Origin of the sequence: Microcoleus sp. Pol12B5, from assembly GCF_036701335.1 — a bacterium.
GTDB lineage: Bacteria > Cyanobacteriota > Cyanobacteriia > Cyanobacteriales > Microcoleaceae > Microcoleus.
This window is the reverse complement of sequence record NZ_JAUBQQ010000052.1, coordinates 1-23,274: the sequence shown is the minus strand read 5'-3', so window position 1 is coordinate 23,274 and position 23,274 is coordinate 1. Positions and strand designations below refer to the sequence as shown.

General features: G+C 45.3%; 22 protein-coding genes. 6 read left to right on the top strand and 16 right to left on the bottom strand.

Annotated elements, in window-relative coordinates; translation table 11 throughout:
- Positions 1-88: 88 nt before the first annotated feature.
- From QUA24_RS19690 to pgl, 6 genes are all read right to left on the bottom strand, one after another.
- Positions 89-541, bottom strand: coding sequence for an FHA domain-containing protein (locus QUA24_RS19690; RefSeq protein ID WP_333231445.1), 453 nt, complete (start codon positions 539-541; stop codon positions 89-91).
- Positions 538-1,098, bottom strand: a complete 561-nt coding sequence (locus tag QUA24_RS19685) for a hypothetical protein (protein WP_333231443.1) — start codon at positions 1,096-1,098, stop codon at positions 538-540. The genes QUA24_RS19690 and QUA24_RS19685 overlap by 4 nt, the downstream gene beginning before the upstream one ends.
- A gap of 171 nt (positions 1,099-1,269) precedes the next feature.
- Positions 1,270-2,007 (bottom strand): PRC-barrel domain-containing protein, encoded by a 738-nt coding sequence (locus tag QUA24_RS19680; RefSeq protein WP_333231442.1) that lies wholly within the window; start codon positions 2,005-2,007, stop codon positions 1,270-1,272.
- Positions 2,008-2,062: 55 nt separating this feature from the next.
- Positions 2,063-2,554 carry an FHA domain-containing protein gene (locus QUA24_RS19675; protein WP_333231440.1) on the bottom strand — a complete coding sequence of 164 codons (492 nt, stop codon included), beginning with the start codon at positions 2,552-2,554 and terminating at the stop codon, positions 2,063-2,065.
- A gap of 82 nt (positions 2,555-2,636) precedes the next feature.
- Positions 2,637-3,428, bottom strand: coding sequence for an FHA domain-containing protein (locus tag QUA24_RS19670; protein ID WP_333231438.1), 792 nt, complete (start codon positions 3,426-3,428; stop codon positions 2,637-2,639).
- Between the two features lie 206 nt (positions 3,429-3,634).
- Positions 3,635-4,354: a 6-phosphogluconolactonase gene (gene pgl, locus QUA24_RS19665; RefSeq protein ID WP_333231436.1), complete on the bottom strand. Its 720-nt coding sequence runs from the start codon at positions 4,352-4,354 to the stop codon at positions 3,635-3,637.
- Positions 4,355-4,820: 466 nt separating this feature from the next.
- Here pgl and QUA24_RS19660 point away from each other — a divergent pair, with 466 nt between their 5' ends.
- Positions 4,821-6,188, top strand: coding sequence for a hypothetical protein (locus tag QUA24_RS19660; RefSeq protein ID WP_333231434.1), 1,368 nt, complete (start codon positions 4,821-4,823; stop codon positions 6,186-6,188).
- 173 nt (positions 6,189-6,361) lie between these two features.
- Here the strand turns inward: QUA24_RS19660 and QUA24_RS19655 are convergent, their stop codons facing one another.
- The 5 genes from QUA24_RS19655 to QUA24_RS19635 all read right to left on the bottom strand — a co-directional run bounded on the left by QUA24_RS19655 (position 6,362) and on the right by QUA24_RS19635 (position 10,190).
- Positions 6,362-7,528: an LptF/LptG family permease gene (locus tag QUA24_RS19655; RefSeq protein WP_333215896.1), complete on the bottom strand. Its 1,167-nt coding sequence runs from the start codon at positions 7,526-7,528 to the stop codon at positions 6,362-6,364.
- Between the two features lie 80 nt (positions 7,529-7,608).
- Positions 7,609-8,337, bottom strand: a complete 729-nt coding sequence (lptB, locus tag QUA24_RS19650) for an LPS export ABC transporter ATP-binding protein (protein WP_333034782.1) — start codon at positions 8,335-8,337, stop codon at positions 7,609-7,611.
- 173 nt (positions 8,338-8,510) lie between these two features.
- Positions 8,511-8,981, bottom strand: a complete 471-nt coding sequence (locus QUA24_RS19645; protein ID WP_333231432.1) for an LptA/OstA family protein — start codon at positions 8,979-8,981, stop codon at positions 8,511-8,513.
- Between the two features lie 291 nt (positions 8,982-9,272).
- Positions 9,273-9,680: a DUF309 domain-containing protein gene (locus QUA24_RS19640; RefSeq protein ID WP_333215900.1), complete on the bottom strand. Its 408-nt coding sequence runs from the start codon at positions 9,678-9,680 to the stop codon at positions 9,273-9,275.
- A gap of 147 nt (positions 9,681-9,827) precedes the next feature.
- Positions 9,828-10,190 carry a ferredoxin thioredoxin reductase catalytic beta subunit gene (locus QUA24_RS19635; protein ID WP_333104114.1) on the bottom strand — a complete coding sequence of 121 codons (363 nt, stop codon included), beginning with the start codon at positions 10,188-10,190 and terminating at the stop codon, positions 9,828-9,830.
- A 311-nt stretch (positions 10,191-10,501) separates the two neighbouring features.
- Here QUA24_RS19635 and cas6 point away from each other — a divergent pair, with 311 nt between their 5' ends.
- Complete coding sequence (gene cas6, locus QUA24_RS19630) at positions 10,502-11,626, top strand: CRISPR-associated endoribonuclease Cas6 (RefSeq protein ID WP_333231430.1); 1,125 nt, start codon at positions 10,502-10,504, stop codon at positions 11,624-11,626.
- Positions 11,627-11,689: 63 nt separating this feature from the next.
- Here the strand turns inward: cas6 and QUA24_RS19625 are convergent, their stop codons facing one another.
- Positions 11,690-13,126, bottom strand: coding sequence for a DUF2079 domain-containing protein (locus tag QUA24_RS19625; protein WP_333231429.1), 1,437 nt, complete (start codon positions 13,124-13,126; stop codon positions 11,690-11,692).
- A 9-nt stretch (positions 13,127-13,135) separates the two neighbouring features.
- Positions 13,136-14,719: a DUF2079 domain-containing protein gene (locus QUA24_RS19620; protein ID WP_333231427.1), complete on the bottom strand. Its 1,584-nt coding sequence runs from the start codon at positions 14,717-14,719 to the stop codon at positions 13,136-13,138.
- Between the two features lie 284 nt (positions 14,720-15,003).
- Here QUA24_RS19620 and dxr point away from each other — a divergent pair, with 284 nt between their 5' ends.
- Together dxr and QUA24_RS19610 are read left to right on the top strand one after the other, a co-directional pair.
- Entirely contained in the window at positions 15,004-16,194 is a 1,191-nt protein-coding gene (gene dxr, locus QUA24_RS19615) for a 1-deoxy-D-xylulose-5-phosphate reductoisomerase (protein ID WP_333231426.1), read from the top strand.
- Between the two features lie 398 nt (positions 16,195-16,592).
- Positions 16,593-17,285, top strand: a complete 693-nt coding sequence (locus QUA24_RS19610) for a Uma2 family endonuclease (RefSeq protein WP_333215910.1) — start codon at positions 16,593-16,595, stop codon at positions 17,283-17,285.
- Here the strand turns inward: QUA24_RS19610 and QUA24_RS19605 are convergent.
- On the bottom strand, positions 17,282-17,794 hold the full coding sequence (locus QUA24_RS19605; protein WP_333215912.1) for a phosphoribosyltransferase family protein: 513 nt from the start codon (positions 17,792-17,794) through the stop codon (positions 17,282-17,284). The genes QUA24_RS19610 and QUA24_RS19605 overlap by 4 nt on opposite strands.
- Before the next feature lie 116 nt (positions 17,795-17,910).
- Here QUA24_RS19605 and QUA24_RS19600 point away from each other — a divergent pair, with 116 nt between their 5' ends.
- Both QUA24_RS19600 and QUA24_RS19595 read left to right on the top strand, forming a co-directional pair.
- The gene (locus QUA24_RS19600) at positions 17,911-19,098 is read left to right on the top strand and encodes an RNA-guided endonuclease TnpB family protein (protein WP_333231424.1); all 1,188 of its coding nucleotides are present in this window, start codon (positions 17,911-17,913) and stop codon (positions 19,096-19,098) included.
- 96 nt (positions 19,099-19,194) lie between these two features.
- Positions 19,195-19,944: a pentapeptide repeat-containing protein gene (locus tag QUA24_RS19595; RefSeq protein WP_333231422.1), complete on the top strand. Its 750-nt coding sequence runs from the start codon at positions 19,195-19,197 to the stop codon at positions 19,942-19,944.
- Between the two features lie 148 nt (positions 19,945-20,092).
- Here the strand turns inward: QUA24_RS19595 and QUA24_RS19590 are convergent, their stop codons facing one another.
- Entirely contained in the window at positions 20,093-20,293 is a 201-nt protein-coding gene (locus tag QUA24_RS19590; RefSeq protein ID WP_041622289.1) for a hypothetical protein, read from the bottom strand.
- 752 nt (positions 20,294-21,045) lie between these two features.
- A complete protein-coding gene (locus QUA24_RS19585; protein WP_333231420.1) occupies positions 21,046-21,243 on the bottom strand; it encodes a hypothetical protein in 198 nt (65 codons plus the stop codon).
- Between the last annotated feature and the right edge of the window lie 2,031 nt (positions 21,244-23,274).

The window sequence follows — 23,274 nt, the reverse complement described above, 5'->3', positions numbered from 1 at the left end:
GATAGATAGATAGATAGATAGATAGATAGATAGATAGATAGATAGATAGATAGATAGATAGATAGATAGATAGATAGATAGCGGCCTGTCAGTCAAGATCGATTTGAGTCAGCCCCCCAAGTTCATCGTCTTCGAGGATTCCCACGCCCCCAGGCCAAGCTGTTGACCTGTCTTTTGAAACTTCGTCCTTTTGGCGGAGTTCGCGCTGCGGTGGCTTGATGATGTTGCCCGGTTGATTCGTGGTGGCCACCCGAATCCTGATTTTTGGCCCGGAATTGCCCAAGCGAATTGTCATACCGTCCACAACGGACACCTGAGCGATCGGTCTATCATCTACATAAGTGCCGTTAGCACCAAAATTAATAATTTCCCAGCCCTGGGCGTGATTCCACAGTTCTACGTGGTGGCGGGAAACTACAGCGCTGTAAATAATTACATCATTGTCGTTCGATCGACCGATCCGAACCACCGGTTCTGATTCAAAACACCAACTTTGAACTGGGACAGACTGGATAGGATGTAAAAGAGTTAAGGTAATCACTGATGTTTTGACACTCCACCGCCAGACTGAAACGGGGATACTTCCAGAGAGATTTTTTGGGAGAAAAGTGCAAAAAATTTGCTTTTTAAAGGCGTCGTCAGTGCGCCCCTATTCCCTCTATCTGCCGTAAAAGTTGAACTTTTGGCTGCTTGAGGCATTTGAAGCAACTTTTGAGGGTGAGCTTTTGGCGCAGGCGCAAATTTTTGCGGTCCTCGGTAACAAGCAAACACGATGTGATTAGTCGGGTGAACTTCCCAGTGATGGACGGCGGTTTTAACCGCTTGATTAATGTGGTCTGTGAGGGAGCGATTCTGCCGATGGGTGAGCCGCTCAATTCGATCGGCTAAATAATCCTTTTCCCGCTGATGAACCAGAGAATTTAACTCAGACCCGCGCTGGTTGCACCGCTGATTCGACTTTTCGATCGGGCGACAGCCACTGCTCAAGGACTCGCTGTTTATAAAGAAAGAAGTTAACCAATTATTAATCCTGGGGTCTCTAGATAAAATACTTGTTGATTGTATCAAACAGCATAGGTCATTTTGAGTTGCTAACATTTTCCTTATTGATGCGATACCTTTAAAATACAATGCTTTGAGCAGCACTGGAATTTTAAGCGCGACAACGCATCAATCTCTCATAGCGAAAATACCGATCGACCTTCCTCGCGCGCGCCACCCGAAAATGCGATCGGCAATTAGTCCCCCGACGAGCGGGAATGCCAAACTTCAGCTTAAATCTGAGTCAGGCGGCTCCGGTTTCGCCTCTGGCTGGACAGATTCTTGCCTTTGCCGTTTCAACTCTGCAACTTTTTCTTGAGCTACATCCCTGACTTCGAGAGCTTTATCTTGGAATTTTTCCGCCAGACTTTGAGCGCCCCGCTTCACACCGGCCACATTTTTGAGAGTTCTGTCGAAATCTTCGTGTAAAAACTCTGCTACCAGACCGACTTTTTTGTGCAGTCCCTCCGCGTACTGCACTGGTTCCGATACAGCAGCTTCAGAGACGATCGCCCGCTTGCTGCCAATGGTCGAAATAGCTGCCACAGGTAACAAGTAAATGTCGTCTAAAACACCGCGCCAGCCGCTCGATTTAAATAGGTAGTGGGTGACTGAACCCGTCCGGGCATCAAATAGGTAGTCAACCACTGCACCTGCCTGATTTCCAGCGTCCGTGAGCACCTCAAGCCCGATCGGACAAACAGCTTGTTCCGGCTGATGCAATTCCGGCAATTCCGGGTTAATGGTGACAAAAACATTTTCCCCCACCGTATCAACTTGTGCCCAAGCGAACCAAGTTTTTTTGCTGCCCAAAAGTCCCGACTTGCAAGTAAAGCCGATCGCCCGCTGGGAGTGAGCATCGAGCCAAACCCGGTCTACCCTGCCGACCTCTTCCGCCGTTCTGCGGTCGATGGTGCGGCGGCCCTGCAGTTCGCTGCGCCTAACAATCTGTGGTGATGTACTCATAAATAAACTCCTGAGTGCCGCCTTTGAAAAATGTCGATCGTCCAAAGAAGCCTATTTAATATTCTTCTTCCGAATAATGGCGATTATTATCGGCCTGGGTTAACTCCTCCTCTTCCCTGGAAGTGCCAACTTCTTTGTGGTCGGGAACAGGAATCGTGCTAATGTGCACGCCGCCCGATGGAGCGTGAATTTCCTTAGCCTCCCTAGGCTTGACGCTAATTTGTCCTAACTGGACTGAGGACTGATTCGGGCCTACGTTGATTTGAATTTTCGGCCCAGAGCGAGCCAAGTGAACGATCAGACCGTCCACAATGGGAACCTTAGCGATCGGCTTACCATCGAGGTAAGTGCCGTTGGTACCTAAATTGATCAGTTCCCAAGTTATGCCGCTGCGCCGCAATTCGATGTGGCGACGAGAAACCACAGCGCTAAAAAGAACGACGTGGTTTTCGGTCGAACGCCCGATCCGGACGACCTGCTCGTCTTCAAAGATCCAACTGCGGACGGGTATAGACTGGAGTGGATGTAGCAAGGTCAGCTTAATCACATTGGCTGCATTGAGTTTTGGTAGAGCGCCTCAAGATGCGATTTTAGATTTTAGACTTTCGATCGCCCAATCCAAACTCGCTCTAAGAGATTTGAAATAAAAACGTAACCAGGTCTCCTTTGCCCAGAGAGATGCGGTCTCCCGGTCGCAACCGGTGGCGGTTTCCCTTGGGTAGCGGAGTGTTGTTGACGTAAGTGCCGTTGGAACTGCCTACATCTTCTAGGTAGCAAGCATCTCCCTCCACCCGGAGATTTGCGTGTACCCGAGAAACTATCTCAGAATTAGCAAATCCCGAAACATCAATATCCGGCGGCACTAAATCATTTGGCTTGCCTATGTGAACCACAGCCAGACTGTGAGGCAATTCCATCGGGGTATTTGTCTGAACGTGTAGCAGGCGCGCCGACTGCTGTTGCAGTTGAGTTTTAGCTACACCTGCTGGCTGTAGGCCCGGAACCGGAGGAGAGATAGTTACTGGTGTTGCCACCGATTCAGTTGTAACAGGAACCGAGGGCAAAGGCGGGGGATCTGGAATCGTCGGAATGCTGGCAGGAGTTTTTTCCAAGTTAAGCCCCTTATTCAGGGTAACTAGAGGTTCCATTGGCATCAGGGGATCGGGTGGCATTAAATCCGGCGCCGGTGAGGATACCACTGTCGGGCCTACAGGCGAGGGGGACGGTACTGTCACCTCAACTTCTGGAACTATGGAACCCGGACGCAAGTTAAAGCCACACTGACCGCAAAATGCTGCATCTGTCTGAACTGCTGCACCGCAGTTCGAGCAACTTGCGGTAACAGGTAAAGGCGTGTAGCAAGCCTCACACTGGCTGGCCCCGTCGGGGTTCTGGTGATTGCAATTGGGACAGACAATCATCGATTTCTCCTTGCTATCGGCCAGATTTTCAAATCAGCCTCATAAAAATACTCGTGTATATGGTCAAATTTTAACTTTAACCGCCACAATTCTTATATTGCTTCGCTAATACTAGCAACTGAGCTGACGCTGTGACGTTAGCTGTGATGGGCAAGATTGAGTTAGTGATAATGCTGACTGTGTTGGCACGCTTGCGGCTCTGTCGGCTATTTTACTGCTTCGCCAGCCGCCGCATCGAGCAGCCACCAAAGTTCGCCTTCTGGTTCAACGAGTCTGGCGGGATAGGTCATTTCGTCGGCTGCGGGGGCAAAAATTTGAGCTAGGGCGGGTTGTTTGCTGGCTCCTGCGACCATGAATATGACGCACCGGGCCCGGTTGATTAAGGGGACTGTAAAGGTAATGCGGGGTTGACCGTCTTTGTTACCGACAGTTACTAGGGCATCCCGGACTTCCAAGGCTGCTGTGCCGGGAAATAGAGAGGCTGTGTGGGCGTCGTCTCCTATGCCCAATAAAATGATGTCGAAGGCAGGAAACTCGCCCTCTGATACTTTGAAGAACTGCTGCAATTCGGTTTGGTGCGCGGCAGCGTCGGCTGCGGGGTCGCCGGCGCTTGTGGGCATGGGGTGAATGTTGCTGGCGGGGATATTCACTTGATCGAGCCATGCGAGTCGCGCCATTTTTTGATTGCTGTCTGGGTGTTCTGGGGGAACGTAGCGTTCGTCGCCCCAGAAAACGTGAATTTTGTCCCAAGCCAGGTCTTGGGCTGCGATCGCTCTGTAGAGCGGTTCTGGTGTGCTTCCGCCCGCTGCGGCGATCGTACAAAGTCCGCGTTCTGCTATGGCTTCTGAGATTTTCGACAGCACAATCTCCAGAGATCGATCTATTAGTTGTTCCCGATTTACTAATACTTCAACTACTTTTTTCATTAATTTCCTCTCAACTTTCCTATTCGTGTTGTTCTCAGCAATTGCCAATTTTACCTTGACATTTTGGTTTGAGGTCGATCGGCTGACAGACCCGGCAGCCCTAACACAGCATCCATAAAATTTTATCATCTTATGCCCCTTGATTTAAGGAAAGCAAGACATATTTCTACCAGTGCTTTATGGATTTTCACCGGTTGCATTGAGCTTTCGCAACTTTCAATCAAAAGTTTGATCGTACTCGGAGCATCTGGGCAGAAAGTAAAAAGCGTTTTTTGGGAGTGCGATCCGTCCCGCACAGCAAAGTCTATAAATATAGCCAGCCGGACGATGATCGCACACCGACAGTAAAAGCCAAACCGAGATGCTCCCGATCGCACTTACCCCCGCATAGCAAAAATAATCAAGATTGATGTGGTAGACTAGGAAAAATAGTTTTAAATCCGCACGCTCGGAAGGAAGAAAAACTATGTCAATTTTTAAGCGATTTCCTACATCTGTCCGCTATCTAATAGCGCGGTTGCGCCACTGGACGCAACCCGCCGTTTGGGCTCCCTTAGCCGTGCTGTGTGCGGGGGGGTTATTTATCTGGGAGGTCTCTGTAAATCCAGAAAGGTTGAGTATAGATGGGGAAGAAGAACCAGCCTCAAACACTCCAGCTTCGCTATCGGGACTATCTGCTGAAGATACCGCCATTGCGGCTGAAATCGACAGCTCACCAGTGCTAGTCAATCAGTTTAATGGCTCTACTGCTTCTGAACTGAACTTGTTAAATTCATCAGTAGTAAAAAGCAAAGGTTTATTCGAGGAACTTCGAGATCGGGACTTAGAAACTCCTCAGCCATCTTTAGCCCCCAAGCGGGTAGGAAGCAGCGGACTTTTCTCCTTGTCAAATTTAGCAAATTCTGCTGTCGAGGCCGGAAACAATAACCCCCAAAATTCCACCTTGCCAAGTTCAAACGCAACATCAGCGTTGAGTTTATCTAGCAGCGGGAGACTAACTTCCGGGATAACAACGATCAAGCCTGAGTCTGGGGGTACAGCGACAGCAACTTTATCGCAGGCGTCGAGTAATGCTAATTCAGATAAACAAAACGAAAATTCTCTGCCTTTGAGTCCGCTGCAAGCAGCTATGAAAAAATACGTCGTTGCTAACACTTCGCCAACGGCGGCTTCGGCTGAAAAAACAGCAGACTCGGCTAAATTGCTCGATCGACCGGCTTCTGATCCGGCAGCAGGAAATGCCACAAATTTGCTCCCAACGACCGCTACAGCTCAAAGTGGAGCCAATCCAGTGAATGTTCCCACAGCACTTCTCCCACTTGTGGCTCCGACAAATACTGTGAGCAAGGAATCTCAAGAATTCTTAAAACCGACAGCGACAGTCCCTGAATCATTAGCGGGGTTAACTTCCCGAGTACCGAGCCTTCCCGAAATTAATGCAGGGGCTGCAACGGTGGCTTTGCCGAAAAATCCCTACCAAACTAATTTATCTGGCTCAGGCTTCGCACCTGAAGTTCAACCTGTGGCACTTCCAGTAGCCATACCTTCGCCAACACCTCTACTTCCAAATGTCGATCCATCTCCCTTCCCGAGTGGGATTGGAGGAAGCAAGATAATTAGCCCTCAATTCTCTCCCAATTCAGCGAATTCTCAATTTCAAACACCTCCACCGAGTCAGCTTAATTTGCCACAGCAGCCTAACTTTGGAGTTGTTCCCCAAAATACAAATCAGGGCGTGCAGCCCATTCAACCTCCAACTTTTGCTACACCCCGCTCCCTGGCTCCAGGACGCTACATTGGCGGCGGCGAAATCAATACTTTTTCTAATCCTTAAATGAAGGAAGTTCGGCTACGAAAAATATATTATTAATTCCCAATACTTAGGCTACGCTGTTTCTGCCCCTCGAATTCAGTTTTCCTTAGCGTAGTCGAAGGGAAAGGAACCGAAGGCAGTCGAATTGCAGTAAAAGTTCTGAATTACCCATTTCCCAATGTTAGCGGTAAAACTTACCTAGCGGCAGCCCGCACCAACAACAATCCCCCGATTCCCAAGCCAAACACGATCGGCAACCAAGCCGAAAGAATCGGAGTCAAAACAGCTTTCACGCCCATAGAACTGGTGATGAAAGAAAATACGTAGTAAGTAAAAATCACAACTACGCTAATACCAAAACTCGTTCCTCGGCCGGAGCGGCGCGGTTGAGTTCCCAAAGCTGCTCCCACTAAACCAAATACCATGCACACGAAAGGAAAAGCATATTTTTCTTGAATTCGCACCTTTAATTTGCGAATTTGCGGTTCGTCGCCACTGTTTTTAAGGATATCCAAACGCTCTAAGGCTTGGGCAATGTTCATTTCCTTGAAATCCCGCGCTCTAGCCGCTAAATCTAAGGGCGTGCGGGGGAGTTGCAATTGCTGGTGTTGAAACCTAACTATATTGCGGTAAGAGCCATCAGGAGCTACTATATAAGCGGTTCCGTTGAAAAAATCCCAGGTATTTTCTGAGGGATTCCAAGTAGCTGATTCTGAAGAAACGATTTGATTGAGGCCTGGGGTGGAGCGATCGATAATTGTTAAACCTTTCATTTGTTGGCCGTCAAATTGTTCTGCATAAAAAAAGCGGGCCAGGATTTCGTCGCCGCCTTTTTCTGGTTTGCGAAATTCTGTGTAGATAATATTTCTATCTTGAAATGTCGGTTTTTCTCGCTTGAGGGCTCTGTCTAAAGTCAGAGTTGCTCTGTAGCTGGCGGCGGGTACAACTAACTCTTGCAAACCAAAAGTTAAGCCTGCAACAATTAAACTCATGATCACAGCAGGCAGTATTAATCGGTAAACGCTAACTCCGCAACTGCGAAGGGCGATAAGTTCGCTGTCGCTGGACATTCGGCTGTAGGCCATTAAGGTTGCTAGCAGCATTGACATGGGGAAAGCCAATACTACGAAGTAGGGAATTTGCAGGAGAAAAATTTCTATGGCTGCGCTGTAGGGGAGGCCGGATTCTGCTACTCTGCGGACTAATTCAAATAAAGCTCCAACTGTGACGGCGACGGATGTAAAGAGTCCGACGCCAAAGAGAAATGGCCCGATTAGTTCTTTGGTAATGTACCAGTCCATTACTGAAATTCTCGGCAGCCAGTTGATGGGATTCAAAGAATTGGATATTGCTATTTTCATAGTTTGGGCTTTTTGCAGTTTGCTCCTCAATCTAACATCTCAAATCTAAAATTATGGCAATGGGGAATGCCTTCAAAAGACTATCGCACGAAGTTGTCGCCTAAGTAATACTGACGCACTAAAGGATTACTGTAGAGTTCTTCTTCAGCCCCGGAGGCTAAAATTTGGCCGTCTCGCATGATGTAGGCTCGATCGGTAATTTCGAGGGTTTCTCGGACGTTGTGATCGGTGATGAGGATGCCGATTTTACGATCGCGCAATTTAGCAATAATGGTTTGAATTTCGTCTACGGCGATCGGATCGACGCCTGCAAACGGTTCGTCTAAAAATAGGAACATCGGGCCGTCTCGCCCAGCGGCTAATGCTCTGGCCAGTTCAGTCCGCCGCCTTTCTCCCCCCGATATTTGAATGCCCAAACTAGATGCTATTTTTTCTAAGCGAAATTCTTGCAATAGGAAATCGACTCGCTCGCGCCATTCCCAGCGTGGCACTTGAGTTTGTTCTAAAACTAACAAAATGTTGTCCCGCACGCTCATGTTTCGGAAAATGCTTGCTTCTTGAGCGAGATAGCCAATTCCCAAATGCGCTCGCTGGTGCATCGCCAATTTAGTGATGTCTAAATCGTTTAGCCAAACAGTTCCTTGATTGGGTTTTTCTAATCCGGTTGCTATGTAAAATGTTGTGGTTTTGCCGGCACCATTGGGGCCAAGCAGTCCTACGATTTCTCCTTGGGCTACCGACAGGTTGACGCGACTAACTACATTGCGTTTTCCGTAGGATTTGTGAATATTTTCGAGTACAATTTTCATTTTCGCTCCCGGCAACCTCTACAAGCTAAATTTCAGACTGCGGCTTTGTGCGATCGAGTCTCTAATTTAAATTTTACCTTTTCAAGTTTGTGAGTTTTATAAAGACGAAATTTCGCATCTATCCCAAGTAGTATGTTTTGGCTGAGGCGAAATTTCGCTGCTGCAAGCCACTGTTACCGGGGGGCTGAAGTTGGACGTGGGGAGCCAACTGTATTTTGGGCTGCCGCATCTTGTTCCGGGGCAACCAGATAGACTGATTCTACCTGTCCTGGGTTGTCTGGCAGGGCAATAAACCGCCCTTCGTCGATCAGGTATGTTATGGTTTCGCCGCGTAGGCTGTTGCCCTGCTGCAATACGTAAACATCTCCGCTGAGAATGATCCGGCGCTCGCGGCTGAAATATTGAGCTTGAGCTGCGGTTGCTTGTATTTGGCGGGCTGGATAGTTGATTTGGACGTTGCCGCGGGCTGTCACGATGCCGGTTTTGGAGTCGGCTTCTTGAATGTCCGATCGCACGCTGAGAGTGCGGGGCGGCCCGGCTTGCGGGTAGGTGGGAGAGGCGATCGCGCCTGCCAGAGTCAGGGGCAACAGCAGCGATAATCCTTTGAATATGCGGGAATTGAGCAGTTTAGCGGAGGGCATCATAAGCTTGGAGCCTCAATATTTGTGAAATTACTGAAGGGCATTATATCCAGTTAGATATTTTATCTTAACGGCCAGAAAGATTCCCGTGAGGTCGATCGATTGACCCGATAGTCTCAACCAATTATCCTAGCAAGACAACAGCGAATTTAATTGGCTATTTTGCTGAGTGGCTGCAACTCTCTTACCCAGAAACCGGCAAGATACTCGTTCCACAGTCAATTAATCTGCTTGGGCAGCCAGCCCTCCTCTGTGTAGATGCCAAGTATACTGCACCCTAATACAAACATTTATTTAACTTTTTGGTACTTTGATAATTAGCGGCAATTGCAAGCCTGCAACTTCTGTACCTGCGAACAACGGTTGAAATTTAGCTACTTCTTCCGGACCAGCTTGTTGCAAAGCGCTCAAAAGTTTAGCACTTTGTCCCAGCAAGTCTTCAACAGCAATTCCAGCATAACTAGGCTGATAATAACTGAGCCGATTTATTCCTTCTCCCAGCAATATGACTGCACCGCGCCAGTTTTGATTTCCTAAGTGATAAAGCGCGACCGCAATTTGCAATATTCCCTGATAAAACCTTTTTTCCGGCTCGCAAGCTTCCATCCACAAAGCCTCTAAAGTATCGTGACAAGCGTAAAATTCTTGGCTGTTAAACTGTTCAATACCTTGCCAAAACTCGATCGGGATTTCCTCTGTCATTCGATTGGAGATTGGGGATTTTCGATAGCGGATATATGTTTGAGTAGGCGGCGATCGATTGTTTTTTAATAGCTAAGTCTTAAAAATAGGAAAATTTCCGAATTATTTTCAAAACTACTGCCATTTCACGACCGCCTACTTAACCGATTACATAGTATCTCTGACAGCTTGAATCTGATCCATTCCTATTTCCTGATTAGTTCCAGCGAAATCGTTATCTGGCGTCAGAAATAACATACAGTGACACTCTTTGCGCTCGCGCATGGGAATGCAGGGACAGTTCCAGTAGGCGGCTTTTACTTCGGCTTCTTTATCTTCGTAATGGCGACAAGGGCATAAGGGAGCGCCTAGTTCATCCTTGTGTTTTGCTAGTCCTTCTATCACGACAGCAGTGACGGAAGGTTCAGAACAAAAGAAAGTTCCCGTGCGCTTGGCGTAGGTTTCGGAGAAATTCTTCATCGCCTCCAAAGTTTTTTCGTTGGAGAGTTTAGATTTTTCTGTTGTGTTCATAGTTTAGGATCGGAGTTGAGGATGCTACGAGCTTTTGACAATTGTAGCGCAGAATGTGATTTTAAACACTTGTATATTTCTGTTTACTTACAAGGAGAAAAACCTTGACAAAGATTGAGTTTTAGGTTGTTGGTTTTTTAGTGGTTTTTCTCTATCCCGGAGGGTGCGCGAAACTGGCTGCAGACCAGGTTTTTGGAGCAGCCAAAAGATTTGGGCGATCGATCACCCTCAACTATCATCCCCCAAAGGGGGTTAAAATCGGATAAGATAGCACGGCGCTCTTTCTGTGACGGCTATAGGCACGGCATCTGATGGCAAATTCCCCGAACCGCACCCACAGCAAAAAATCTCCTCCTTCTGGGCTGATTTGGCCGGCTGACACCGAGTTAGTCGGATTAGTGTTTGAATTGACTCCCCGCGCTCCTAGCTATCTGTACGCGCAGTATGCTATAGGTTTGCACGCTTGGTTTTTAGCTCAAGTGCAGCAAACTGACCCGGATTTATCGAAACTTTTGCACGATGAACAGTCAGAAAAAGCCTTTACTATTTCGGGATTGGAAGGTGATTTGCTCCCCGGTGGCAAAGAATTTCAGCTTTTGGGCGATCGAATTTATCGCTGGTACGTAACAGGACTTTCAAAGCCAGTAGTGCAGTGGCTGAGTCAGTGGCTGCAAAATTTGCCCAAAGAGATAGATTTGCGAAATTCTCCGCTGCTAATTCGCTCTTGGGATATTGTTTTTGCACCCACAAATTACGAGCAATTATTAACAGCAGAAGCCCCATTATCTCCAACCCTCAAACTTAGTTTTGTGACTCCTACAAGCTTTCGTAGCAAAGGTCATCAGTTCCCTCTGCCAGTTCCCGAAAATGTTTTTCACAGTTATTTGCGCCGCTGGAATAACTTTTCGGGGGTAAATTTTGACCAAACAGAATTTTTGAATTGGATTGATGAAAATGCAATTATTAGCCGCCACAAATTGGAGTCGCAAAAGGTAGCGGCGGGCAAAAAAGGCATGGTAACGGGATTCACTGGGGCTGTGGAATTTGGGCTAGGGCGATCGGCTCATAATCGTCCTGATTTTGTACAATTATTTTATGCTTTAGGGCGGTTAGCGCCTTATTGCGGCACAGGCCACAAAACAACTTTTGGATTGGGACAAACGCGAGCACAATGGTTGACAGAAGCCCTACCTGAAGTGTCAATACAAAGCGTCTTGGGGGCACGAATAGAGGAATTGACCAAGAAGTTTATGGCACTGAGAAAGCGTAAAGGTGGAAGTCGCGCTGCTGAGATTGCGGAAACTTGGGCGACGATTTTGGCGCGCCGGGAATTGGGGGAATCTTTGTTTGATATTGCTGCTGATTTAGAAATGCCTTATGAAACTGTAAAAACTTACGTGAAGTTGGCAAGAAGGGCTTTGAAAGTGGAGGATTAGCGCGAATTTGTTGGCTGTTGACTGTTAACTGTTGAATGATGAGTGATGACTACTGACTAATGACTAATGACTCTTAGTAAATAGATATATGTCGTCTTGCTGATATTTGAGTTGAAATTGAGGGTTGTTTTTTAGTTTAGTTATGAGGTTTTCCACAAAAGCTCGATCGCTCATCCAGCCAGGATATCTGAGATTCAGCAATACATAATCAAATTCTGCGAGATTTGCAGGCGGCGCGTTAGCCTGAGTTAATTTTACTACAGGGCGATGCGCTAAGTGCGGAGCAATCTGAGCAGTTGTTAAAACACTGCCTTTGGTTTCAACAAGAGAAATTGCTTCTCTGGTAGCGGGCAAAGTGTCGATCCCTTTTAAATAAATAGTCCAAAAATAGCCGTATTTCGCTAAAGCTAAGAAAGCAATCAACGACGAAATTACAAGGACTCTAGGCAATGGATAATTAGGAATTGGCAATCTATCAAATATTGTCTTTCCCTTTTGCTGATTGCTAGCTGCTAAACTGGAAATTACAGCAACCAACAAAAACGGCAATATCGGCACAGAATATTGATGAATTAAATCGCGCTGAGCGGGGATATCCGAAAGAATATTCATCCCCAACATCGGCACAGCACTAATTAAAGATGACAGATGACGCGGGGACAGCCACAAAATTACAGGTAATAGCAATAACGCTAAATATTCAAAAGTATCTAAAGAAAACAAACGCCCTAAAACTAGATTTGGTTTCACTATTAAATTAATAGCAATTTCCAAAACCGAGTTGCCCAGATATTGATATCGCCCGATCCCCGCGTGTTCTCTTCCCTGATTAAAATACGGTATAACTGCCTGAGTAACTACCAGAAACCAACCTGCTCCTAGAAAGAGAGCTATGAGCCCACAATTGCGTTTTTTGTCAAAACACAACAGCCAAAAACCCATCGCAGCCACAGTTAAAGATAGCACCGCTTTGCAGCTCAAAACTAATACAATAGCAGCACAAAACCACAAGGTTTTATTCAGCCTCGCGGCTAAGATTGCTCCTAGCAGTGCTGGTAAAGCAATGACTTCTGGGTGGAAGTCGAAGAGGTTGACATTAAATACTGCGGGATAAAGCAGATATACGGCTGAAATTGCAATTGCTTTCCTTTCGTTTAATCCCGCTTGACGTGCCAAACTCCAACTCGGCCAAGCGCCTAAAGCTAGGGAAACAGCTTGCACTAAAAAAAGCCAGTGAACATCTGGATATATTTTGTAAAGTAAAGCTAGTGGATAGAAAATAAAAGCGGCGTGATCCCCCCAAATATTTATTGCCATTAGAGAGGAAAATGGCGTTTGATTTTGGGCTATTAAATAAATTGCTTGGTCAAAAATTGCTAAGTCGAATGCAGTTGACTGAAACAAAGCGTGCCGCGCGCTGCTGGCGGTAAATAAGACTATCGTTGTCACGACAATGATTAAAAATACTGGATGAGATTTTAGGGATTTTAAAGTTAGCATTTTATTGGTTTAATCAGCCCTTCGTTTAAATAGCAGGACTTCGTTTTTTTGATAAGTTAATTTAAAATCGGGAGAAGTTTTAAGTTTATTTGCTAAAGTAGCACCAAGTTTTTCAGTATCAGGCCAGGGATGGCGCAGGTTTAATAATATGTATTGAAATTCAGCTAAATTTGTTTGGGACGAAATTTGTGACAGCAATTTTACTATTGGGCGGTGGGCGAAGTGAGGGGCAAGTCTATTATCGGTTAAAATACTGCTTTGGGATTGAACTTGTGCGACTGCTTCGCGTGTAGCTTGCCAGGTATCTAGTCTATTTAGGTACAGATAAAAATCTTTATATTCGCCCACACCTAGGAAAATTAGTAATGACCAAATTATCATGATTTTCGGCAATTGAATTCCCCGCCAAAGTTGAGAAATTCGGAAGTTTTTAATTTGTGGCAGATTCACCCATTTTAAAAAATGTTGCTTATTTGCTTTATCCTCTTCCTGGTTGCCTTTTATTTCTTCCCTATTCCTTGTTTCTTCCTTCGCGATTACTGCTAAAAATAAAAATGGAATTACAGGCACTGAATACTGATAGGCTAAGCTGCGTTGAAATGACAAGTCAGAGAGGATATTGATCAGCAGGGTAGGGATGGCAGGAATTAGCGCTGTTAAATATTGTAGGCGTAGTTTGCCAGAGAATGGCAATAGCAGCCAAATCACAGGCAAGGTAAGGAGAAATAAATATTTGAATGTATCGAATGAAAGGATTTTTCCTAATACTAACTGTGGTTTTAGTATGAGATTGATGATAATTTCTAGTACGGATTTTCCTAAATAGCTGTAGCGCCCGACTCCAGCGACTTCGCTGCCGCTAAAGAAGGGGATGATTTTCTGGGTAGCTATCAAAAACCAAGCTGCACCTAGCAAAAGTGCGATCGCCCCGTACCGTTGCTTTTTTTCGCAAAAAAACAGCCAGAAGCCAATAGCAACAACGGTTAGGGACAAAACCGCTTTGCAACTGAGAACTAACAGAATCGCGGTACAAAACCACACAATTTTATTTAAACGCGCCGCCAAAATTGCTGCCAAAAGTGCGGGTAAAGCGATTACTTCCGGGTGAAAATCAAATAAATTGATGTTAAATACCACCGGATAGAGCAAATAAATCAATGCGATCGCACGGGATTGTTCTTGATTTAAACCTGCGAAACGCGCTAAACTCCAGCTAGGCCAAGCGCCTAGGGATAATGCAACTGCTTGTACCAACAGCAGCCAATGCACATCTGGGTAAATTTTGTACAGCAAAGCTAGCGGATAATAGATTACCGCTGCGTGATCGCCCAAAATATGAATCCCCATTAAAGAAGAAAAAGGCGTTTGGTTTTGGCTGATTAAGTAAATTGCTTGGTCAAAAATTCCCAAATCGAAAGCAGTTGATTGGAATAAAGCGTGGCGTAAACTGCTACACAAAAAGAAAATTGCCGCAGCAGTCGCGATCGCCCAAACCAAACTCGACGGTAGCTGCGATCGACCTTCGTCTCTATTTTCGGCGATCGAGACACTGATGTCCTCACGGTCATCAGCAACATTTTCCCTATTCTGCATGAAATCTGGCACTAGGTGGTCAATCGATTTTAGATTTTAGATTTTAGATTTTAGATTGAAGCATTGACCCCACGGATAAATTCGGGGGCTCCTTTATCGGATACAGGTTTTTTATTTCTGGGTCCTGAGTCTGCTTTCGGAATGAGTCCGGGGGCTTGTATCCTGGATGCTTTCGGTCACTCAAAATATGATTCCATCGAATGTGCTTTCCACGCAATAGTTAACCACTAATTTTTATCCCCGCAATCGTAATATTAGAATAATCCACAAAACATTAAAAAATTGTGAAAGCAATAACTCTTCTCGGTTCCACAGGCTCGATCGGCACTCAGACTCTGGATATTGTAGCTCAATACCCCGATCAATTTCGGATTGTCGGGTTAACCGCCGGACGAAATGTAACCTTGCTGGCCCAGCAAATTCGCCAGTTTAGACCGGAAATAGTCGCGGTTTGCGACGAAGATAAATTACAGGAATTGAAGGATGCGATCGCAGATCTCGACCCTCAACCTATTTTACTTGCGGGCGAGTCAGGCGTTGTCGAAGTTGCCCAATACGGCGACGCTCAAGCCGTCGTCACCGGCATAGTTGGCTGTGCCGGTTTGCTGCCAACAATTGCGGCTATCAAAGCAGGCAAAGATATCGCCTTAGCCAATAAAGAAACATTAATCGCAGGGGGCCCCGTTGTCAACCCCTTAATCGAAAAATACGGCGTTAAAATATTACCTGCTGACTCGGAACATTCGGCAATTTTTCAGTGCCTCCAAGGTGTTATGGTTGGCGGGCTGCGACGAATTATTCTCACTGCTTCGGGCGGTTCTTTTCGAGATTTGCCGATCGACAAATTAGCAGAAGTAACAGTAGCCGATGCTTTGAAACATCCGAATTGGTCGATGGGGCAGAAAATCACGATCGATTCTGCTACTTTGATGAATAAAGGATTAGAAGTAATTGAGGCTCATTACTTGTTCGGGATGGATTATGACGACATTGATATTGTCATCCATCCTCAGAGCATAATTCACTCGTTAATTGAGCTGCAAGATACCTCGGTTTTGGCGCAATTGGGGTGGCCAGATATGCGTTTGCCGCTGCTTTACGCTTTGTCTTGGCCGGAACGAATTCATACAGATTGGGAACGGCTGGATTTGGTAAAAGCTGGGGATTTAACTTTCCGAGAACCCGACCACGAAAAGTATCCTTGTATGCAGTTGGCTTATGCGGCGGGACGTGCGGGCGGTTCGATGCCTGCGGTGCTGAATGCGGCAAATGAACAGGCGGTAGCGCTATTTTTGCAGGAGAAGATTCAGTTTTTGGATATTCCGAAGCTGATTGAGAAGGCGTGCGACAAACATCAAACCGATAACTGTGAAAGTCCTGGTTTAGACGATATTTTGGCGGCGGATCGGTGGGCGCGGCAGGAAGTTTTGGCAGATAGTATGGAATTGGGCGATCGTATTCTTTCGGTTCGCTAATTGTATCAGCCGACTTGCACTTACCCACAAGCTCGCCGGGAATTAATTCCCCGTCTCATAGCTAAAGTCGGTTGAAATTGAGATATTGCACCATTTTCAATAAGGCTTTTATGAACGGGCAAGATGCCCGTTCCACAAAGAATAAATTTCTTGTGGAACAAGCATCTTGCCTGTTGCTGACAATGCTACAACATCTCAGTTGAAACCGACTGCCCGACCTTGATAAATCTCTAGCCCTCTTTCAGAGGACTGTCTTCTATGAGACAGGGGTTTTTAACCCCTGGCGGACTATACCAAAAAGTGCAAGATATCAGCTAAAGCCAAATCAAAGTTTTGCCATCTCATTCTTCAATCCCTTGATAAAATAGAGCTATGAGTCCCATTCCTAGAAGCAACCGATGCAAACTGAAACTAAATCAACAGTATTTGAACTGAATCAATTAATTGTCCCCCCCGGCAATAAAGTGCAGTTACAAAACGTTAGCTGGGAAATGTACTCGTCTATCCTAGACGAGTTAGGAGAAGGTTACGCCATTCGACTTACTTATTACAAAGAAACATTGGAAATCAGAATGCCACTACCCAAACATGAAAAAGCTAAGTCATTGATTGGCGACTTCGTTAAGTTAATGCTGGAAGAACTTAATATTGATTGTGAAGTTTTAGGTTCCACTACTTTCAAAAGCCAAGATATGCAGAGCGGTGTAGAACCTGACGATTGTTTCTACATTCAGAACCAAGCTGCTGTCAGAGGCAAGGATCGAATAGATTTAACAGTAGATCCGCCTCCGGATTTAGCGATCGAGATTGACAACTCCTCACAAACCGCTTTAAACAGCTATCAAGCTTTGAAAGTGCCGGAACTTTGGAGATATGACGGGCGAACCCTTAAAATTTATCTGCTTCAAGAGGGAAAATATACTGAGTCCGATACCAGCCAAAATTTCCCCGAATTTCCCATTATTAATGTAATTCCCGAATATGTCGATCGCGCCAACACCCAAGGCAGAAGCCCGACAATCAGAGCATTTCGAGCTTGGGCTAAAGAACAACTACAAATCAAAGACTCCGTTGAGAGCGGGTTTTACTAACTCCCCACTTTCGCAGCCAAATCAGCCGCACTCATCTTTTCGTACATTTCAAAAGGTTGGTGAATCCAAGGATTGTCAGCCAAATAATCTACATAATAATCCGGCTTGGCAACAGAACAAGCCTTGTACCAAAGTACAGCAGTCCGAATTTCCTGAATATCTTCCCCGTAGCGGTTCTTCAGCCAAGCGATACCTTGGTGCAAACTAATTCCCGAATCCACCAAATCGTCAACCAGGAGAATGCGGCTGCCCAAATTATCGCCCACCATTGTCAAATCGCGGGCAAACTCGATCGCACCCCGGACATTTCCCTCGGCCCCACCATAGGACGAGGCAGCTAAAATGGCCAGAGGTTTGCCGAAAATCCGCGACAGAGTATCCCCAACTCGCAGCCCTCCCCTCGCCAGACAGACAATTCGATCGAATTTCCATTGAGATTCCTCAATTTTTACAGCCAAATCCTCAATTTTCCGATGGTACTCAGGCCAAGAAACGTAAAGGTCGCTCATCAAAAAAATGGGTCTGAAACCCCGTCCTTTTAGGACGGCTTTACATGAATTTTTGTTAAGCTCTACCATTTCACACAAGACGTGCTAGTATGTGAAATAGCGTACTTAAGGTCAGCATGACACTAAAATCCTTCAGCTATCGATTCTACCCAACGCCGGAACAAGAAAGTTTGTTGCGACGTACTTTGGGTTGTGTTCGTTTGGTCTACAACCGTGCTTTAGCCACAAGAACGGAAGCTTGGTACGCAGAACACAAACGGGTAGGCTATGCTGAGACTTCTTCCATGTTAACCGAATGGAAGAAAACTGAAGAACTAGATTTTCTGAACAAAGTTAGCTGCGTGCCACTGCAGCAATGCTTGAGACATTTACAAACGGCTTATACCAACTTTTTTGATGGGCGGGCACAATATCCTAACTTCAAAAAGAAACGCAACGGTGGTAGTGCAGAATTTACCAAGTCAGCATTTAAGTTCAAAGATGGACAAGTCTACCTAGCAAAAAGCACAGAAGCGTTACCAATTCGCTGGAGCCGGACACTACCTGATGGTGCAACACCATCAAGCTTAAGCGTAAAGCTGGCACCATCAGGTAGGTGGTCAGTTTCTCTGCTGGTAGAGGTTGAAATTGAAGCATTACCCAAAACCGATAATCAAGTCGGTATCGACCTGGGAGTTACAACTTTGCTCACTCTTAGCACTGGTGAAAAGATTGCCAATCCCAAAGGATTCAAGGCAAAATATCGCCAACTTAGAAGAGCGCAAAAATCTTTAAGTCGCAAACAAAAAGGGTCAAACAACCGTCACAAAGCACGGCTTAAAGTATCGAAAGTGCATCAAGAAATTACTGATGCAAGGAAAGATAATCTTCACAAGTTAACAACGCGGTTGGTGCGTGAAAACCAAACCCTCGCCGTAGAAAACTTAGCTGTGAAGAATATGGTTAAAAATCCCAAACTTGCTGCTTCTATAAGTGATGCAAGTTGGGGGGAATTAGTGAGACAACTAGATTACAAGTGCGATTGGTACGGTCGTACTTTAATTAAGATTGACCGATGGTTTCCGAGTTCAAAACGGTGTGGTAATTGCGGACACATCGTTAACCAAATGCCGTTGAATATCCGGGAATGGGATTGTCCTAATTGCGACACTCACCATGACCGAGATATTAATGCGGCAAAAAATATTTTGGCGGCAGGGCTTGCCGTGTCAGTCTGTGGAGCGACTGTAAGACCTGAACAGAGTAAATCTGTTAAGGCTGGTGCGAAACCCCGTAAGGGACAGAAGCAGAAACCTGAATCGTGAGGTTTGGGAATCCCCGTGCGTTTACGCCTGGGTGGATGTCAATCCTAATATTATTGAAATATCAAAGGTATTATTAATTATTTTGGGGAAAATGACATGGATGCAGATGAACTTCTCAGACGGTATGCAGCCGGAGAACGGGTTTTTCACAAAGTAGACCTGAGCGGTGTCCATATGTCAAGGACAAATTTGCGCGATATTGACCTGAGTCACGCTAATTTAAAAGGTGCAAATTCGATCGGTCTCACCCTCTACAGAGCTAATCTGTATCAAGCAGATATCAGTCAAGCCAACCTCTCCCAAGGCAACCTCATGTCCGCTAATTTTGGCGAATGCGAGGCGGTGGGAGCGAACTTGAGCGGAGCCATCTTGCGGAGTGTCGTCTTCAGCGGGGCCGATTTAACGGGGGCGAGTCTCAGGGGTGCAGACATGAGAGATGCAAACCTTCAGGGGGCAATTTTAATTCAAGTTTATGCAGTTAACGCTAACTTGCAAGGTGCAAACTTGACAGAAGTAAAGCTTTGCGGAATCAACCTGAGCAAAGCAAATTTAACGGATGCGAACTTAACACAAGCTGACCTCAGCCGTGCTAACCTAACTCAAGCAAATCTGAGTTGGGCTAATTTGACGGAAGCAAATCTGGAAAAAGCTGATTTGAAGGGAGCCGATTTGAGCGGAGCTAACTTGAGCTGTGCAAATCTCCATCAAGCAGATTTGAGCGGAGTTTCCCTTAAGGGAGCAAATCTCCGGGGAGCAAACTTGCATCAAGCTTCTTTGCGCGGGACAAATTTGGATGAAGCAAATCTGAGAGAGGCCATGATGCCTGACGGCACAATCTGTGACTAAATAAGCTGAGAAAATAGAAGTTAAAACCGCAGGGTGCCTGTGGCGCACCCTACATTTAGGCTAATGCCTGATTTTTTTAAGGGGATTTAATTCTGCCTTCAAGTGACAGTGCATTTAAAGAGTAGTGGCAAAAAATTTAGTACCGAGTTTAATCTACAACTTTCAGCCAGCCCCGGCGAACTGCGTGGAGCAAGCGGTTGATTGCTGTTTGATCTTCTTCGGTAAGACAGTCATTTAACAGCGCTGTCTTGAGCTGTTGTCGGTGAGTGGGAGTCAGCAAACCGGAGTGATATACCTGAAAGACTAGCTCTGCAATAGTAAATTGAGGTAACAGCGTTTGGGTTTTCATCATGTGTTTTTTCTTTGAACTCACTTTTGACAGTATTAACTAATTTTTCCAAAATTTATGTGATTCAACTACGGGAGTAAATGTGATCGATTGGCTCTTGATGAGTGATTTGTGTCAGCCGGACTTGGGGAGTGGATATTTCCTCGATAGCCCCGGCACTGGAAACACAAACCCCGTCCCGATTCCTCGCTTTTGGCAACCCCCACGTCTCTACTTTTGGTTAAGAAACGGTGACAAATACATTAATATTTATCTATTAAGAGATTACTAATGACTGCTAGCGAAATCGCTCTGCTTAATTCAAGGTAAAACTTTTAGCCTGTTTATAAGCCCGCTTTTACCTAGATTTACCTAGTTTCTTGCTGTGGTCTTTGTTCCGTGGATATACTTAATAACCCGCCCAAAGACAGATACAAGTTTCCGATAGGAGCGGGCATCCGCCCCAAATTTTAACCTTTAGTTCAAGCTCCCAGATTCATATGTGAAGTCAATCTAAAATCTAAAATCTAAAATCTAAAATCTAAAATCTAAAATCTAAAATCTAAAATCTAAAATCTAAAATCTAAAATCGACTAACTGCTTAAAATCAAAAATCCCGGCTTCTTCAAGAAACCGGGTCGAGCTTTTCGATTGCAGTACAATTTTTTTTTGAGAGGCTTAATGGAGCGACCTACTCACTTCAATCTTATTGTTGGGAAAGCTTGACAGGAGAGAAAGTAGAAATACTCATCTCAACTTCTTGTGTGAGGGGACTAATCGGAAATCCTGACCCATCCGCGGCGGATGGCGTGCAGCAGGCGGTTGACTGCATCTCTGGCATCTTCGCTGAGAGCGCTTTGGCAGAGTTCGCGCAATCCGTGGCTTTCAGTGCGAGTCAGATTGCCTGAATTGGTGACTTGATAGAACAGTTCAGCGATCGCGCGATCAGATTTTAAAGTCAGAGCTTGCATGAAATCTCGTTGAACTCGACTATTATAATATCGAGCATTTGACAAAAGATTATGGTGATTGCAGTCGGGTAAGCTGTGTGATCGTTCTTGGCTCGATTTGTGACCGAAGTCTGCCAGTATACGTGATTTAAATCACAGCAAACCCAATATCTCGATCGCATAAGCTATGATTGGGGTGGTAGCCTCAAGGTTTGACAAAACCTCGAAAAGCTCTGAACGCAAGACCTTTAGCGCCTCGCGCCGCCCAGCAGGAGTAAGTCAGCTCAACATCGCAGGCTCTGGACTTGGATAGCTGTGAAACTTTGGCTTTTAGACACTTGCAGCTTGCAGCTGAGGGCATAAAGTTGCGATCGGCGAGCCACGGCCTGAGATACAATAATTATAAATACTTCTATCCCATCTATAGACAGGGAGGTAAAAAATGATAATGATTAGCTACTTTTCGATTGCCTTAATCGTTTTTCTTGTTTGGTTCAAAAGTTTTTGGAATGATACTGCGACATCTAAAAAAGACGTGATATCTTGGATAGCCTTAATAATCGGCCCTCTGGTTTGGCCTGTTGTTCTGCCCCTATCCCTTTTGCAAATTACCAGCAAAAAGTCTGTCGTACAAACAGCTCGATGCGACCAAGAATTATAATAAATTGTGGAAGTAACTGGATTCAACACACTCGCTTATCTATTCCTGAATTATTCTCCCTGCATCGCTCCTGGCAGCGAGTAATTTATCTGGTTTCATGGTAAAAAAAATGCAGCGAGAAGGTAGAATCCCCTAAAAATTCTGAATCCTAAAACAGTATTTTTTTACCGCTATCAAATTCTGCCTTCTGCTTTTTTACCCTGCTCAAAAACGGCTACAAGTTTCCGACAGGAGTCGGCTGCTGCCCTAAAAATGAGGCTTTTCTTCAAGCTATCCGATTCCTCTGTGGAATAAATCTCAAATCTCAAATTGTTCAACTGAGCGAGATTGACTCACCGCTCGCCGAAGGTCTCACGCCGAAGTATCCAATTGACTGATGCCTAATTTTCTGTCACATCGTGAATTAATGGTGCCGATCAGTCAAAATTGTTCAGGCAAAATTGTCAGACTCAAATTATCGGACAGCGACCATATTTTTTTTAGCCAAAAATTATTTACTACCTCAACCAAGCTCAAAATTAATATGCAATCTAACATGGCCTGTTGCTTGCAAAAATATAACTTAAGACATATTTTCGCCTGCCACTGACCAACTTAAGAATTTTCATGACTTCCGGCAACTGCGTACCATTAATCGAAGGTGGGAAAATCCTGGCTAGGTGTGGAAAAGCAGCTAGGATCTTTGCCCTTTAAGGTTTTCCAGCTCCATTATTTAAAATCGTAGTAGCTTTAAACAGAAAATTGTAGAGTTCGTTTCCGCCCAAAATCCCTAACTCTTACCGCAGTTAGATAGACAATTCAAGGCAGAGACCGCAATATGAAATAGGCAACAAAAACTGTGGCACATCTCAAGTAGGACTTATTTTTGGCGATCTGGCATCCGGAGTGTATAACGCGAGCCAGCTAAATTTTTAGAGGTACGAGATGTTTGGGAACTTCTAAAAAAAAGCGCCGTCACGGTATCCAAATTAGTTATTTGCATAAAAAGTAGGAGTCAAAATGAACAAAGTATCTGAGAAACCAATTTATAGAGTTCTTAATCTATTGTCGCTGTTAGGGCTGACCTACTATGCAGCTACTTCCATCAATTATATTTTCGAGAGTGACGCTCACATCTATAGGTACGATAGCCAGAGCAATTCCAACGCGTCACCAGCGCAACTTGCAGCACACCGCTATGAATAAATAGTAGAGATTTTATCTGAATGAATGCCGAACCCAATTTGGGGGAATTGGCTCATCGTTAATGCTCAGCTTGAAGTTAACAACAATTAGTAAAAAAGTCTTTCCTAAAAACTTAAGATTTTCACTCACCGATAAGTAGCTAGACAAAATTAATTACATAGTTTTCTCCAAATTCTTTCAGGATTTTTTCCACAGAGGTAACAAAA

Coding starts and splice junctions, on each gene's coding strand:
- QUA24_RS19625 (WP_333231429.1), bottom strand. CDS start 13,126: ATGCTAACTTTAAAATCCCTAAAATCTCATCCAGTATTTTTAATCATT.
- cas6 (WP_333231430.1), top strand. CDS start 10,502: ATGGCAAATTCCCCGAACCGCACCCACAGCAAAAAATCTCCTCCTTCT.
- QUA24_RS19590 (WP_041622289.1), bottom strand. CDS start 20,293: ATGAAAACCCAAACGCTGTTACCTCAATTTACTATTGCAGAGCTAGTC.
- QUA24_RS19685 (WP_333231443.1), bottom strand. CDS start 1,098: ATGTTAGCAACTCAAAATGACCTATGCTGTTTGATACAATCAACAAGT.
- QUA24_RS19660 (WP_333231434.1), top strand. CDS start 4,821: ATGTCAATTTTTAAGCGATTTCCTACATCTGTCCGCTATCTAATAGCG.
- QUA24_RS19595 (WP_333231422.1), top strand. CDS start 19,195: ATGGATGCAGATGAACTTCTCAGACGGTATGCAGCCGGAGAACGGGTT.
- QUA24_RS19640 (WP_333215900.1), bottom strand. CDS start 9,680: ATGACAGAGGAAATCCCGATCGAGTTTTGGCAAGGTATTGAACAGTTT.
- QUA24_RS19680 (WP_333231442.1), bottom strand. CDS start 2,007: ATGAGTACATCACCACAGATTGTTAGGCGCAGCGAACTGCAGGGCCGC.
- QUA24_RS19605 (WP_333215912.1), bottom strand. CDS start 17,794: ATGAGCGACCTTTACGTTTCTTGGCCTGAGTACCATCGGAAAATTGAG.
- QUA24_RS19610 (WP_333215910.1), top strand. CDS start 16,593: ATGCAAACTGAAACTAAATCAACAGTATTTGAACTGAATCAATTAATT.
- pgl (WP_333231436.1), bottom strand. CDS start 4,354: ATGAAAAAAGTAGTTGAAGTATTAGTAAATCGGGAACAACTAATAGAT.
- QUA24_RS19620 (WP_333231427.1), bottom strand. CDS start 14,719: ATGCAGAATAGGGAAAATGTTGCTGATGACCGTGAGGACATCAGTGTC.
- QUA24_RS19585 (WP_333231420.1), bottom strand. CDS start 21,243: ATGCAAGCTCTGACTTTAAAATCTGATCGCGCGATCGCTGAACTGTTC.
- QUA24_RS19635 (WP_333104114.1), bottom strand. CDS start 10,190: ATGAACACAACAGAAAAATCTAAACTCTCCAACGAAAAAACTTTGGAG.
- lptB (WP_333034782.1), bottom strand. CDS start 8,337: ATGAAAATTGTACTCGAAAATATTCACAAATCCTACGGAAAACGCAAT.
- QUA24_RS19600 (WP_333231424.1), top strand. CDS start 17,911: ATGACACTAAAATCCTTCAGCTATCGATTCTACCCAACGCCGGAACAA.
- QUA24_RS19670 (WP_333231438.1), bottom strand. CDS start 3,428: ATGATTGTCTGTCCCAATTGCAATCACCAGAACCCCGACGGGGCCAGC.
- QUA24_RS19655 (WP_333215896.1), bottom strand. CDS start 7,528: ATGAAAATAGCAATATCCAATTCTTTGAATCCCATCAACTGGCTGCCG.
- QUA24_RS19645 (WP_333231432.1), bottom strand. CDS start 8,981: ATGATGCCCTCCGCTAAACTGCTCAATTCCCGCATATTCAAAGGATTA.